This is a genomic window from Fictibacillus macauensis ZFHKF-1 (assembly GCF_000269865.1).
Classification (GTDB): Bacteria; Bacillota; Bacilli; order Bacillales; family Fictibacillaceae; genus Fictibacillus_C; species Fictibacillus_C macauensis.
The window spans coordinates 331,361-344,680 of the sequence record NZ_AKKV01000024.1; the positions used below are offsets into that span (position 1 = coordinate 331,361).

Consider the following 13,320-nt stretch of genomic DNA (forward strand, 5'->3'; position numbering starts at 1 on the left):
GGCGGTTTCAAGTAAGTAAGACGTAGCGTTTTTTTAGTTTAAGGCTCCTACTATGTAAGTACTTTAGCGTGCAAAAATGCACACCAATAACTTAAAAAGTGCTGAAAAATCAACAAAAAACAGAGCGAGTTGGTGTAGGAATCGCTCTGCTACTTTTATCTGTTTTTATCTCTTCGGGGTCTTCAGAAATGAACGCCCCTTGCTTTTAATTTTCTATTCAATCGTCTTTACTAACAGGTGCTAAAATTTTATATCCTTCCGGTACATATAAATGAGTTTCATAATAAGCTTGTTCATTATATGTACTAGAAATTGACTTCTTCATTTTTCTATATTTCACATAAGATTTTTTTATATTTTCTTTATGTATAACGACTTGGACAGTAATCGTTTTAAGTTGATTTTTACTGTCTCTTACTAATAACTGAACCCATGAGGACTTACTATTCGGATTCAAATAGTTTGATTTAATCCCTGTTTTATCAATTTGAGTCTTTGTCGGTTGCTTAAAATCGACAACCTCTTTTTCTTGAACAGGGAGCGATTGGATATAAGGGTTCAAATAATTTTGTTTCCATGTTTTTTGATCAAGTGAAAAATCATAAGCCATGATTTTTTGGGTCAAGAACGCACCCGCTGCTAAGACCATGATCAGTAAAACAATTCTTGCCATATAATCACCGAATGTGAACTTTCTAGACTTGAAAAAATCGACAATTATACATAGACCGATAAAGGTCCATAAAATTTCTGCTGCAATGGTTAATGGTGCATCATTTAATGCTAGTACTTTTGTATGCGCATCTTGTACACTTTCAAAGCTTACCACTGTTCTCACTCCTGGTTTCTAAAAATAAAGTCCCCTCCCAATTAATACCACTAGTAACTATACATGATTTCCTACAACAATACTAATAAAATAAGATATTACGACGTAAATTTCCGCTTTCTTATCAACATATCTCTCACACCCAACTCAATGTTTTGCTCTTTAAATTGCTTGCATGAACCTTTCATTTATTTCGTTTTTACATTTTTAGGAATAAAGGTTTGTACTATCCATGCTCATTTTGCCAAATTGACTACAGTAAAGGCCGATGGCATTCCAGAGGGTGAATTTATTTACGACGACGATAGCCAAAAGGTCGACTACGAAAAAAGTAAGAAACTGTATCGCCTTTGACAGAATGAATATTCTTTGTTTTGCAAACTCATTCAACGATACCTAGCCTCGTATGAAGCTTGTGTTCTTCAGACCAGAGGATTGCCAGCCAATCACTTCCTTCAAATCCACGTCACCTTGGACACCCTTGCTTTAAGCTAACTGTTACCATGCCAGACAAACCTAAAAAAACTCCTGCGAACACTTGGTTCGCAGGAGCCTTTTCTTTTGGACAGATTAACTGCTACTGCTGTCCTAAGACATGACTTATTTTTCTTTATGTGGCTTCCCGTCTTCTTGAATCGGATCCGGCTGCTTGCCACTTTTTCGTATTTCTTTATTCGTTTCCATATTTTCCATGATTTTCCCGTGTTCTTTCATATCTTCATAAGATGGTGTCATCGAGCTGTTTTCCGGTTTATCAATGTAATCTTGTTCTCTTGACATAGCTTTTCACCTCTTAGTTAGACTTTCCCCTTATTTACCATTTCTAAACTAGTGTATGATCTTCAATTCATTAATAGGCCAATACCGTAAATTCACTTTACCAACAATGCGATCGGTATTCACTAGACCGAGCAGACGACTATCCGTACTATGAAGGCGATTGTCTCCCATCACAAAAACTTTTCCCTTAGGAATTTTCGCATAACCTGTTATTTCTTTTAATGTAAAATCCCCTGTGAAGCTTCCACTTAATATATTTTTTCGGTATTTCTCCAGGAATGGTTCTTTTACCTTCTTCCCATTTACATAGAGCTCATCATTTTTATATACAATCGAATCACCAGGCACCCCGATCACTCGTTTAATATAATCTTCATTCTTATTTGCATGGAAAACCACTAAATCAAACCGCTTTGGATTTGAAAAAAGGTAACTAACTTTATTAATGATTAAGCGATTTCCATTTTCAATAGCTGGCATCATTGATTGACCGTAAACAACATATTGTTCAAACAAAAACTTTTTTATAATAATGGCTAGAATAAGGGCAATTCCAATCGCTTTTATCCAATCCCATATTTGATTTTTGGAACGCATCCCTTCACTTCCTTCTAGATAGCATATTAGTATCAATGTACCACTATCATACAATATTATTCAATCTTTTCATTGTCTCATCTAAAAGTTGCCAGTCCCAATTCTGCTTCTTTGGTAAAAAAAAACGCATCCTATAGGCTAGGAATGCGTTTTTTTCAGTCATCGGTTTAATAGACTGCCTACATACCTTAGAAGTTCATTTGCAGAGGTTGAGTTGTAGCCATGTTCGTCTACGAGTCGAGCAATAACTTCATTTACTTTTTTCAACTGTGCTTCATCTGGTGTTTTTGAGGATGTGGTAATTTTGACAACGTCTTTCAAGTCAGCAAATAGTTTCTTTTGAATCGCCTCACGTAATCGTTCATGTGAGTTATAATCGAATTTCTTTCCTTTGCGCGCATAAGCCGAAATTCGAATGAGTATTTCTTCACGAAATGCCTTTTTCGCATTTTCAGAAATACCAATTTGTTCTTCAATAGAGCGCATTAATTTTTCATCCGGACTCATTTCCTCGCCCGTTAACGGATCACGTAGTTTATTTTTATTACAATACGCTTCTACGTTATCTAAATAATTATCCATCAGCGTTTTCGCTGACTCCTCATACGAATAGACAAAAGCCTTTTGTACTTCTTTCTTAGCGATATCATCATATTCTTTCCGAGCAAGTGAGATAAAATTAATATAACGCTCTTTGTCTTCTTTCGAAATGGAAGCATGGTGATCGAGTCCATCTTTCATCGATCGCAATACATCTAGTGCATTTATTGAAGGCACTTCTTTACGTATGATGGCAGATGAAATTCTATTAATAACATAACGCGGATCAATTCCGCTCATGCCCTCATCAGCAAATTCTTTTTGCAGTTCTTCTAAATCAATATGGTTATACCCTTCTACCACTTCACCATCATATAGTCTCATCTTCTTGATTAGATCCATGCCTTGTTTCTTTGAATCTTTAAACCGAGTTAACACTGAGAAAATGGCAGCTACGCGCAAGGCATGTGGCGCAATATGAACGTGAGCCATATCACTATCTGAAATCATTTTTTCATAAATCCGTTCTTCCTCTGAAACACGTAAATTATAAGGAACGCCCATTACAATAATCCGTGAATGCAACGCCTCATTCTTTTTATTAGCAATAAAGGAACGATATTCTGATTCATTGGTATGGGCTACAATAAGCTCATCGGCTGAAATAAGCGCAAAGCGTCCTGCTTTAAAATTTCCTTCTTGCGTAAGTGATAATAAATGCCATAAAAACTTCTCATCGCATTTAAGCATTTCCTGAAACTCCATCATTCCACGATTAGCTTTATTTAGTTCTCCATCAAAACGATAGGCACGCGGATCTGATTCAGAGCCGTATTCTGCAATCGTTGAAAAATCAATACTGCCTGTTAAATCTGCAATATCCTGAGATTTTGGATCAGACGGGCTAAATGTCCCAATACCTGTTCGTTTATCTTCCGAAAAGAAAATCCGTTCAACCATAACATCTTCAATACAATGGTCGTACTCTTTTGCTAAACGCATCGTATTTAGTGGTGATAAACTTCCTTCAATGCGAATCCCAAAATCTTCGTAAAAGTCTTTACGTAAATGATGAGGAATAAGATGTAACGGATCTTCATGCATTGGACAACCTTTAATAGCATAAACAGCCCCAGCATCCGTTTTCGAATAATCTTCTAAGCCACGCTTTAACATCGTAACAATGGTTGACTTACCTCCAGAAACAGGTCCCATTAATAAAAGAATACGCTTCCTAACGTCCAGACGCTTTGCTGCCGGATGAAAATATTCTTCTACGAGCCGCTCAACTGAGTCCTCTAAACCAAAAATTTGCTGATTAAAAAACTTATAGCGTTTTACGCCATTTACTTCCTCAATACCAGCATCTTTAATCATATTGTAGACTCGAGAGTGAGCAGACTGCGCGACATATGGACGTTCTTTCAAAATCTCAAGGTATTCTCCGAAGGTACCCTCCCAGGCAAGCCGCCTTTCTTCTTCACGGTGCGATTGGATCTTCCCTAAAATATCCATGTGGACCCCCTTGCTTAAGTTTTGCATCCTTCGTTAGTTAATCTACTCTATGCGAGGATGTCCGCAATCATTCAAACTGTTTTTTCTCCATCCTCACCATGCACGTTCCAATGAACGGTACACTTTATAACTATGCGGTGTCCTCACGATTTATCTAGAAATATTTAAACAACTTCTCAAGTTTCAGTTGCTTGAAAAACAAATAGTTCGCTATAATAAAGAAAAGATGGAAATATTGTCCGAAATAAAGGAGGATCTCTCATGAGTTTTATCCTAATTCTCGCTGTTATGCTTACATTCTTAACAGCCATCTTTACAGCTGGATACAATGACAATCCAGGCGCCAAGTAAATAACACATAAAAAAACGCCCTGTATGAATCATACAGGACGTTTTTTTGCTATTTTAAATGTAAAAACTGTTGTTGACGAAGAGCCTCATATACTAAAATGGCAGCGGTATTTGATAAATTCAAAGAACGAATATGCTCTGTCATCGGCAAGCGGAAGCATCGTTCTTGGTGCGCTTCCATCACTTCATCTGGAAGGCCTGTCGTTTCACGTCCAAAAACAAAAAAATGATCCCGCTCGACATCACTATAATCCATGTCTGTATAACGCTTCGTACCAAATTTCGTTATAAAATAAAATAACCCTTGATCATACTTAGCAAACAGCTCATCTAAAGAATCATAATAATGTATATCAACATGTTCCCAATAATCTAGTCCGGCACGCTTTAATTGTTTATCGTCCGTTGAAAATCCAAGTGGTCGAATTAAATGAAGCGACGTATCCGTTCCAGCGCACGTACGTGCAATATTTCCAGTATTCGCTGGAATGAGTGGTTGATAAAGAACTACATGTAAACCCATATCTTCACCTCAAATGCTTATTCCTATCTTCATTATAGCATTGTACACTATTACTATGAAAAAAAGGAACGCTTAAGGTGTTTATAACAAATGGAAAAATTTATACTTAATGTTTGGGGTATAGGCGGTAGAATCTTCATAACGCCAATAGCGCATTCGACAGTTAACAGAGTGGGCATTGACGAGTGGCTCTCCTGCAGAATCTTTTCCCGTAACGATTGCCGTATGTTCCCATGTGCCATCTCCGTCGAAATCATAGCAAATCACATCCCCTGGTAAAAGGTGTTGAGCAGACGTTACTTCCCTTGCCTGCAAGATCCCTTCCCCACCGCTTAAGTACCAGCGCATCGCATTGGCTACCGTCCAACTATAGCTCCAATTATCTTGCGTAAACCACCAGCCCTTTGAGCGACTATTCGTGTGAGCCATTGGGATGCCACCTGCATAAATGCATTGTGAAATATAGTTTGTACAATTTACATCAAAGTTACGAAAAGCTGGATTTGCTTCGTTCCACCATGTTTCTGCATAACGCACCGCTGCTAAGCGATCATAAACCCCTTTTGTACCTTCTAATGCTTTTCCTTCTCGCTCAATTTTCGTAGCTTCTTTCAATGTTCCTTCCGGATATAAGCAAAAGTCCTCCATCATCTCATTCTCTTGAAAAAAAGCGCGTCGCTCCTGAATCCATTCCTCTACATAAAAATCAAAGCCATGCTTAATTAAATGACTAAAGTGAACATTGTAATCTACTTGACATCGCTCATCACTAAGCTCCTCATGACGAAGAACCCGCGCTTCTACATTAGTATTAACAAGCACCGCATTTCTTTCATGTAACACACGTTTTTTTCTTGTCATACATGCTCGTTCCTCAACAGGGAGCGCCACACTATCCGTCCATGACTCATTAACCATCCAATCGGTTAATTGTTTAATATATGCTTCTAAATTGTCTTTCCACTTCATACAGCACCTCCGTCCTACCAAAAAGTAACGCATTATTACTGTATGAAGTGTAGCTACAAAAAAAGAACCGCTATAAGCGGTTCTCTCATAAACGATCCTCATTCCTTCGTTAAGAGGTAATGCGAATGCTATATTGTTGTTCGATTGAAAGCAGTTGTTCTTTTTTATCCAAGCCGCCTCCATAGCCTACGAGCGCACCATTACTTCCAACGACACGATGACATGGAATAATAATTGGCACAGGATTTTTGTTATTTGCACTTCCTACTGCGCGAACAGCTTTTGGTGCTCCAATGGCACGAGCAATATCTTTGTATGAGCATGTTGTACCATATGGAATGTTCTGTAGCTCCTGCCATACTTTCATTTGAAACGGTGTTCCGTATAGATCAAGTGGAATCAAGAATTCTTTTCTCGTTCCTCTAAAGTAGGCATCGAGCTGTGAAAGAACAGGCTCTAGCTTCTCTGGAGAATGTATTAATTCCCCATTCAAATAATGTTTCGACATCCAAGCTTGAAGGGATGGTTGGTTGTATTCTAGGCCTCCAAAATCTAGTCGGCACACCCCGGATTCGGTAGCGATCACAGTCAGAAGGCCAATCGGGCTTTCCATTTCCTCATAAAAGAGCGCTGTTTTTATCGTACACATAAATATCCCTTCTTTTTCATTTCTTGTGTTCTATACTAACGGACATACCTAAAGATTGCGATTAGGAAATTCCGTGATTTTCAAGCATTTGAAGCCCTTTATCGATTTCTACCAATACATTTCCATCCTTTTCTTGCTCTTTCGCAATATTTAACGATTGTAGTGACAAAGGTCCCCCAATCTTACCGATTGCCCAAGCGGCAGTGCCACGTATAACAGGTCTTGGGTCCTCGTTCATAAGACGGATGAGCTTTGGAACAGCACTCTCTTCCTTATAATGAGCAAGAGCAATGATGGCATTGCGTTGTATGGGCTTTTTGCCTCGCCATGAGCCTGATACATGCCCAAATGAATCTTTAAATTCACGATTGCTCATGAATAGCATGGGCTCTAATAACGGCTTAGCAAGCTCGGGATCAGGTTCCATTTCATCATGTAAATGAAAATCAATCCCTTTATTTTTCGGACAAACGGTTTGACACGTATCACAGCCATACAGTCGATTTCCTAATTTTTCACGATAGCGGTCAGGAAGAAAATCTTTTGTTTGTGTTAAAAAGGCAATGCATTTTCCTGAATCGAGCTGTCCACCTTGTACGAGTGCCCCTGTAGGACAAACCTCTACGCATTTGTTACACGTACCACATTGATCCGTAATAGGCTGATCGGGTGGCATAGAAACAGAGGTTACGAGTTCACCTAAATAGACATACGAGCCGAATTCTGGAGTAATAATGCTACAATTCTTTCCACTCCAGCCAATCCCCGCTCGTTCTGCAACGGCTCGATCGGAAAGCTCCCCTGTATCAACCATTGATTTAATCGAAATGCCAGGTACTTTTTCCTTTAAAAACTGTTCGAGTAATTGAAGCTTTTCTCGTAAAATATGATGATAATCCTTGCCCCATGACGCTCGACAAAAAATTCCGCGCCGTTGCCCTTTTACACTTCGTGGAGGATTTTTCATCTTTGATGGGTATGCTAAAGCAATTGATATAATGGAAGCAGCCTCGCTTACAAGGAGTGCAGGAGTCGTTCGCTTTTCAATATCTGGTTCCTCAAAGCCTGACTGATAACCGAGCCGCTGCTGCTCATACAGTCTTGTCTTCAAGCTCGTAAAAACATCCGCTGAAGCAATACCAATTTTATCTATACCAATTGATTTACTATATGCAATGAGTTCTTCTTTTAACTGGGCGCCTGTCACGTCTGTACCTCCTTTCCGCTTTTTCCTTATGTTCTATGGTACACTTTCATTAATTAACGTAGTAGGAAGGTGATTTTCTTGAACATTCAAATTGACTCTGTCATTTTAGAGCGTGTCCCTACATTTAAAGTAGGTGCAATCTTTTATCATAATACAGTGATTGATCAGTCTCCGCAAATGCTAAGAGGTAGATTCCAACTCTTTCTAGAATCCTTAAAGCTAGATGCTCTCCAATACAGCGTTAGTGACCATGACGCCATTAAAGAATGGCGTGGTGTTTTCAAACAGCTTCATATGGATCCTAGTCGGTATAAACCCTCTTCTGAGGCACTACTTAAGCGTATTTATAGTGGGAAAACACTTGATTTTATGAATGGAGCTGTCGATCTAAATAACTTCTTTTCGCTACAATATTTACTCCCCATCGGCATTTACGATACTGATTGTTTATCCGGCGATATTACGTTGACCCTTGGAAAAACAGGGGAAGCCTACGAAAGTTTAAACGGTCGTTTAATGAATATGGAGGGCCGCCTTCTTTCAAAAGATGCTAACGGTCCATTCGGCAGTCCGATCGTTGATTCAAAACGCTCAGCTATTACTGCTGAAACAACAAATGCGCTCCAACTAATTTACTTGCGTCCATCCATGACCGATGACGAAGCTCACCAGCTTCTCCAAGCGGTTCAAAAAATGTTTGTTCAAGTAAATGGTGGCTCCTCAACTTCACATATTATTGCGTAAAGAGACTGGGACACAATACTTCCTCTGTTTCGTGGCTCCTGCGGGCGCATCGCATGCGCTTTGCGCTATGCCCTTTTCGCCATCATTGAAGAGTTTTTACGCTATTTCTTCTCATTTTTGAGTGCATTTACGAGATTATTTCTTCATTTTCTCTATTTTTCATCCCTTACCTACGTTATTGGAGGCAAATTATCTGGTCTGCGCGCGAATCAGGAACTCCTGCGCGCGAACGGACCTGGTCTGCGCGCGAATCAAGGGCTCCTGCGCGCGAATGGACCTGGTCTGCGCGCGAATCAGGGGCTCCTGCGCGCGAACGGACCTGGTCTGCGCGCGAATCAAGGGCTCCTGCGCGCGAACGGACTATCCGCACTCGTATATTTTTTGATGCATTTAATGGCTGCTTATATACGCAAGACCATCTAAGATCAAACGAACGAGCGGCATAAAAAATGGCTTCATCACCGAAACGGATGATGAAGCCATTTTTGTGCTAAGGCTGTTTATGTCCCAGCCTCTTTCCTTAGCTTCTGTGCTGCTAGTAGAATTAATGACACTTACTATTTGGACTAACTGCTTGCCGATTTCTTTAATTAACCCCTAAATCAAAAGAACAACAAAAACACGCACAATACCAATTAACGTTTCATCACACCAGACTGATATAATAACGTCAACATTTTTAAACATTTGTTTAATTTTATGTATATCTTTAAAAGAGTAAATTATCCCCAACTTTATGAACACATTCACATCTTCTTCAACACGTACTTCTTGGTGACTTGGATCAGCGCGTAAATCCCATCCTTTCGTTAATCCTTGATGGGTTTTTACTAAAAAAAGCGGCGAGCTTCATTAAAAACGAAGCTCACCGCTAAAACCTACAACTGCCTTACTTCATATATAGCGCTTTCTACGAAAAATATGACAACCATTCTAAAATTTTATCTAAACCTTTAGCTGTTCCTTCTAGGCCCACTGTGTTATACTTAATATAACAACATACGAACGGTTTTTTGGGAGGAGCCTGTCACCTTAGGATATCTATGTCCTTTGGTTGACAGGCTCTTTTTGTGTTTTCTAAAAAGAGTCGCGGTCACAAGCCGGGCTCTTTTTTCTATACAACCAGCTTGCTGACCGCTATGGCTACGTTCGTACACAATAGCAAACACTACTACAAGAAGAAAGGTGGATCTATCATGATTGTCTTACAACTTGCGATCATCTTAATTGCATCAAAAGTAGCGGGAAGCATTGCTGTTCGCCTTGGTCAGCCTTCTGTCCTTGGTAAACTTTTAATTGGTATCATCGTTGGGCCTTCAGTTCTCGGACTAATTGAAGAAACGCACACACTCGAACAGTTTAGTCAGATCGGCGTTATTCTCTTAATGTTCTTAGCCGGTTTAGAAACAGATGTGGATGAATTTAAACGAACTGGCAAAGCATCTCTTTTTGTTGGCTTAGGAGGAATCATCGTTCCTTTCGTGTTCGGTTATGCAGCCGGTCTCATCATGCATCTCACAAGCATAGAATCAGCCTTCCTTGGCCTTTTACTATCCGCTACGAGTGTTAGTATATCTGTGCAGGCTTTAAAGGAAATGAACGCCTTAAAAACGCCAGAAGGAGCAACCATATTAGGGGCAGCCGTCATTGATGATGTTGTCGTTATTATTGCTCTTGCGTTTCTAATGAGCTTTACAGGGGAAGATGTGCAATTATCTATTGTAATCGGTAAAAAGGTTCTCTTTTTCGCAGGCGCCTTGCTGTTCGCTTGGAAAGGTGTTCCCTACTTTTTAAAACGCTTCTCATCACTAAAAGTATCTGAAACGGTTGTATCTTCTGCATTAGTTCTCTGTTTCCTCTATGCGTATTTAGCTGAATACACCGGTGTAGCTAATATTATCGGAGCTTATATTGCTGGCGTTGCCATTAGTGTGACTTCGTTTAAAACCGAAGTATTCGAAAAAGTAGAAACGATTAGCTACGCCATTTTCGTTCCTGTTTTCTTTACATCCATTGGGGTTACAGCCGAGTTTAAAGGATTGTCTGAACACCTCGTCTTAATTGTAAGCTTAAGTCTCATAGCGATTGCTACAAAATTAATAGGCTCTGGCGTTGGCGCGCGCTTAGCCGGCTTCAATACGAGCAGCTCCTTAGCGATCGGCTCCGCCATGATCTCCCGTGGTGAAGTCGCACTCATCATTGCATCCATCGGCACAGCAAGCCATATGCTCTCAGAAAGCATGTTTAGTGCCATCATTGTTGTTGTCTTAGTAACAACGGTTGTTACCCCACCACTCATGAAGCTTTTCTTTAAGGAAAAAGCTGTCGCATAATAGAGAATAAGAGCTCGTAGCGTTTAGCTACAAGCTCTTATTTATGTTTGTAGGATCTTTTGTATAAACGCGCTTTTACCGTCTGTATACTTATACTTATCGCCCTGTGCGTCCTTCGCCATTTCTCTTTTTAACTGTTCGTATGCTTCTCTCGCTTCATCATGCTTGCGTAAATATTCTCTAAAATAAAGGTGTTCATGTAAGTAAGAATTTTCGCGCTTAAACATATGAATTTGATGCGTTCGCGGCTCACCTTTATTAAAATAGTGACGCTCTGGTAAAATGTTCGTCCCCTTATACTCATAACCAAGCCGCTCTAAAGAACGTGCACAGCATTCCCCCTCTTGAAACTGACGAATTTCAATCGCAATATCAATAATCGGTTTTGCCGCTAAACCTCGTACAGCTGTGCTACCTATATGATGAACAGCAACAACAGCCTCTCCTAACAACTCTTCAATCATCTCTTTTTCTTTCTTAAATTCCTTTTCCCACTCTTCTGTCCACGGAACTAAAAAAACTTCACCTTTAGGCAAACCTAGCATGATTCCCTCCCCTTTCAGTTGGATTATCATACCATTTCATGAGATAAGGCGCAATGAACTTTAAAATGACTGAATTGAGGGTATACATGACCTTTAGTAAATTCAAGGTCATGAGTATTGGTTGGTTCACCTAGTGCTGTATACCCGGATTCTTGACATGAAGAACACCACCATGGAGGCATCATTGTATGAAGAGGACAAAAAAAGAGCTCCTACAATGTGTAGAAACTCTTGATCATTAGTATGTAATGGTACCGGTGGTCGGGGTCGAACCGACACTCCCGAAGGAACACGATTTTGAGTCGTGCGCGTCTGCCAATTCCGCCACACCGGCATGTCATTGATCTTTGGCAGTAGATTTAAAAATTCTCCATCTAAAAAAATAAATGGAGGCGGCAACCGGATTCGAACCGGTGAATAAAGGTTTTGCAGACCTTGGCCTTACCACTTGGCTATGCCGCCGTATTGATAAAGCATTACTAAAAGTGGAGCGGAAGACGGGATTCGAACCCGCGACCCCAACCTTGGCAAGGTTGTATTCTACCACTGAACTACTTCCGCATATCTGGCTGGGCTAGCAGGATTCGAACCTACGAGTGACGGAGTCAAAGTCCGTTGCCTTACCACTTGGCTATAGCCCAAAAATATGGGGCGACTGATGGGAATTGAACCCACGAATGCCGGAATCACAATCCGGTGCGTTAACCACTTCGCCACAATCGCCACATGGCAGGGGCAGTAGGAATCGAACCCACACCAAAGGTTTTGGAGACCTTCGTTCTACCGTTAAACTATGCCCCTAAGTCATAAAATGTGCATGTTTCATAAAAAAATTAAGATGGTGGAGGGGGACGGATTCGAACCGCCGAACCCTAAGGAGCGGATTTACAGTCCGCCGCGTTTAGCCACTTCGCTACCCCTCCAAGAGAGACAATAACTATTATAAGGTATTCTTTCTAGAATATCAATAGTTTTTGTGGTGCCGGCTAGAGGACTTGAACCCCCAACCTACTGATTACAAGTCAGTTGCTCTACCAATTGAGCTAAACCGGCAAAAAATGGTGGAGGATGACGGGATCGAACCGCCGACACGAGGATTTTCAGTCCTCTGCTCTACCGACTGAGCTATCGAGCCAAAAAGATAAAAATGGCGGACCCGACCGGGATCGAACCGGCGATCTCCTGCGTGACAGGCAGGCATGTTAACCGCTACACCACGGATCCATTTTGGTTGCGGGGACAGGATTTGAACCTGCGACCTTTGGGTTATGAGCCCAACGAGCTACCAGACTGCTCCACCCCGCGATAATGTAAAAGGTATAAATGGTGGAGGATGACGGGTTCGAACCGCCGACCCCCTGCTTGTAAGGCAGGTGCTCTCCCAGCTGAGCTAATCCTCCAATATAAGTTTCGTTTACTATGTATAAGTGGTGACCCGTACGGGATTCGAACCCGTGTTACCGCCGTGAAAGGGCGGTGTCTTAACCGCTTGACCAACGGGCCACTATCGAGAGTTACATGGCGGAGAGCAAGGGATTTGAACCCTTGATACGCGGTTAACGTATACACGATTTCCAATCGTGCTCCTTCGGCCACTCGGACAGCTCTCCAAAAATATGGCTCCACAGGTAGGACTCGAACCTACGACCGATCGGTTAACAGCCGATAGCTCTACCACTGAGCTACTGTGGAATAATAAAGGTATGCCCGGCAACGTCCTACTCTAACAGGGGGAAGC

The 13,320-nt window shown here is 40.9% G+C and carries 12 protein-coding genes and 14 tRNA genes; 3 read left to right on the plus strand and 23 right to left on the minus strand.

Annotated features, from left to right (window positions below):
* Positions 1 to 217 precede the first annotated feature (217 nt).
* From A374_RS09155 to queG, 8 genes are all read right to left on the minus strand, one after another.
* Positions 218 to 829 carry a hypothetical protein gene (locus A374_RS09155; RefSeq protein ID WP_007201932.1) on the minus strand — a complete coding sequence of 204 codons (612 nt, stop codon included), beginning with the start codon at positions 827 to 829 and terminating at the stop codon, positions 218 to 220.
* 600 nt (positions 830 to 1,429) lie between these two features.
* On the minus strand, positions 1,430 to 1,609 hold the full coding sequence (locus tag A374_RS09160) for a hypothetical protein (RefSeq protein WP_040340445.1): 180 nt from the start codon (positions 1,607 to 1,609) through the stop codon (positions 1,430 to 1,432).
* Positions 1,610 to 1,657: 48 nt separating this feature from the next.
* A complete protein-coding gene (lepB, locus tag A374_RS09165; RefSeq protein ID WP_007201934.1) occupies positions 1,658 to 2,206 on the minus strand; it encodes a signal peptidase I in 549 nt (182 codons plus the stop codon).
* Between the two features lie 159 nt (positions 2,207 to 2,365).
* Positions 2,366 to 4,261, minus strand: a complete 1,896-nt coding sequence (locus tag A374_RS09170; protein WP_007201935.1) for a PrkA family serine protein kinase — start codon at positions 4,259 to 4,261, stop codon at positions 2,366 to 2,368.
* Between the two features lie 400 nt (positions 4,262 to 4,661).
* The gene (gene trmL / locus A374_RS09175; protein ID WP_007201936.1) at positions 4,662 to 5,135 is read right to left on the minus strand and encodes a tRNA (uridine(34)/cytosine(34)/5-carboxymethylaminomethyluridine(34)-2'-O)-methyltransferase TrmL; all 474 of its coding nucleotides are present in this window, start codon (positions 5,133 to 5,135) and stop codon (positions 4,662 to 4,664) included.
* A gap of 81 nt (positions 5,136 to 5,216) precedes the next feature.
* Positions 5,217 to 6,104 carry an amidase domain-containing protein gene (locus tag A374_RS09180; protein WP_007201937.1) on the minus strand — a complete coding sequence of 296 codons (888 nt, stop codon included), beginning with the start codon at positions 6,102 to 6,104 and terminating at the stop codon, positions 5,217 to 5,219.
* A gap of 109 nt (positions 6,105 to 6,213) precedes the next feature.
* Positions 6,214 to 6,753 carry a methylated-DNA--[protein]-cysteine S-methyltransferase gene (locus A374_RS09185; protein ID WP_007201938.1) on the minus strand — a complete coding sequence of 180 codons (540 nt, stop codon included), beginning with the start codon at positions 6,751 to 6,753 and terminating at the stop codon, positions 6,214 to 6,216.
* A 61-nt stretch (positions 6,754 to 6,814) separates the two neighbouring features.
* Entirely contained in the window at positions 6,815 to 7,960 is a 1,146-nt protein-coding gene (queG, locus tag A374_RS09190) for a tRNA epoxyqueuosine(34) reductase QueG (protein WP_007201939.1), read from the minus strand.
* 69 nt (positions 7,961 to 8,029) lie between these two features.
* Here queG and A374_RS09195 point away from each other — a divergent pair, with 69 nt between their 5' ends.
* From A374_RS09195 to A374_RS09205, 3 genes are all read left to right on the plus strand, one after another.
* Positions 8,030 to 8,704: a B3/B4 domain-containing protein gene (locus A374_RS09195; RefSeq protein ID WP_238535167.1), complete on the plus strand. Its 675-nt coding sequence runs from the start codon at positions 8,030 to 8,032 to the stop codon at positions 8,702 to 8,704.
* Positions 8,705 to 8,764: 60 nt separating this feature from the next.
* Positions 8,765 to 9,127, plus strand: a complete 363-nt coding sequence (locus A374_RS09200; protein WP_007201941.1) for a hypothetical protein — start codon at positions 8,765 to 8,767, stop codon at positions 9,125 to 9,127.
* A gap of 773 nt (positions 9,128 to 9,900) precedes the next feature.
* On the plus strand, positions 9,901 to 11,037 hold the full coding sequence (locus tag A374_RS09205; RefSeq protein ID WP_007201942.1) for a cation:proton antiporter: 1,137 nt from the start codon (positions 9,901 to 9,903) through the stop codon (positions 11,035 to 11,037).
* 41 nt (positions 11,038 to 11,078) lie between these two features.
* Here A374_RS09205 and A374_RS09210 read toward each other — a convergent pair whose 3' ends face one another.
* The 15 genes from A374_RS09210 to A374_RS09285 form a co-directional block, all read right to left on the minus strand.
* Positions 11,079 to 11,582, minus strand: a complete 504-nt coding sequence (locus A374_RS09210) for a GrpB family protein (protein WP_007201943.1) — start codon at positions 11,580 to 11,582, stop codon at positions 11,079 to 11,081.
* Between the two features lie 249 nt (positions 11,583 to 11,831).
* Positions 11,832 to 11,916 (minus strand) — tRNA-Leu (locus A374_RS09215).
* Positions 11,917 to 11,969: 53 nt separating this feature from the next.
* Positions 11,970 to 12,044: transfer RNA gene (locus A374_RS09220), tRNA-Cys, on the minus strand.
* 24 nt (positions 12,045 to 12,068) lie between these two features.
* A tRNA-Gly gene (locus tag A374_RS09225) sits at positions 12,069 to 12,143 on the minus strand.
* Between the two features lie 5 nt (positions 12,144 to 12,148).
* Positions 12,149 to 12,223, minus strand: a tRNA-Gln gene (locus tag A374_RS09230).
* 6 nt (positions 12,224 to 12,229) lie between these two features.
* Positions 12,230 to 12,305 (minus strand) — tRNA-His (locus A374_RS09235).
* 4 nt (positions 12,306 to 12,309) lie between these two features.
* A tRNA-Trp gene (locus A374_RS09240) sits at positions 12,310 to 12,383 on the minus strand.
* Between the two features lie 38 nt (positions 12,384 to 12,421).
* Positions 12,422 to 12,505: transfer RNA gene (locus tag A374_RS09245), tRNA-Tyr, on the minus strand.
* Between the two features lie 54 nt (positions 12,506 to 12,559).
* Positions 12,560 to 12,635: transfer RNA gene (locus A374_RS09250), tRNA-Thr, on the minus strand.
* 95 nt (positions 12,636 to 12,730) lie between these two features.
* Positions 12,731 to 12,806: transfer RNA gene (locus A374_RS09260), tRNA-Asp, on the minus strand.
* Positions 12,807 to 12,810: 4 nt separating this feature from the next.
* Positions 12,811 to 12,887 (minus strand) — tRNA-Met (locus A374_RS09265).
* A 19-nt stretch (positions 12,888 to 12,906) separates the two neighbouring features.
* Positions 12,907 to 12,982 (minus strand) — tRNA-Val (locus tag A374_RS09270).
* A 28-nt stretch (positions 12,983 to 13,010) separates the two neighbouring features.
* Positions 13,011 to 13,085, minus strand: a tRNA-Glu gene (locus tag A374_RS09275).
* Positions 13,086 to 13,101: 16 nt separating this feature from the next.
* A tRNA-Ser gene (locus A374_RS09280) sits at positions 13,102 to 13,192 on the minus strand.
* A 7-nt stretch (positions 13,193 to 13,199) separates the two neighbouring features.
* Positions 13,200 to 13,274, minus strand: a tRNA-Asn gene (locus tag A374_RS09285).
* Positions 13,275 to 13,320: the final 46 nt, after the last annotated feature.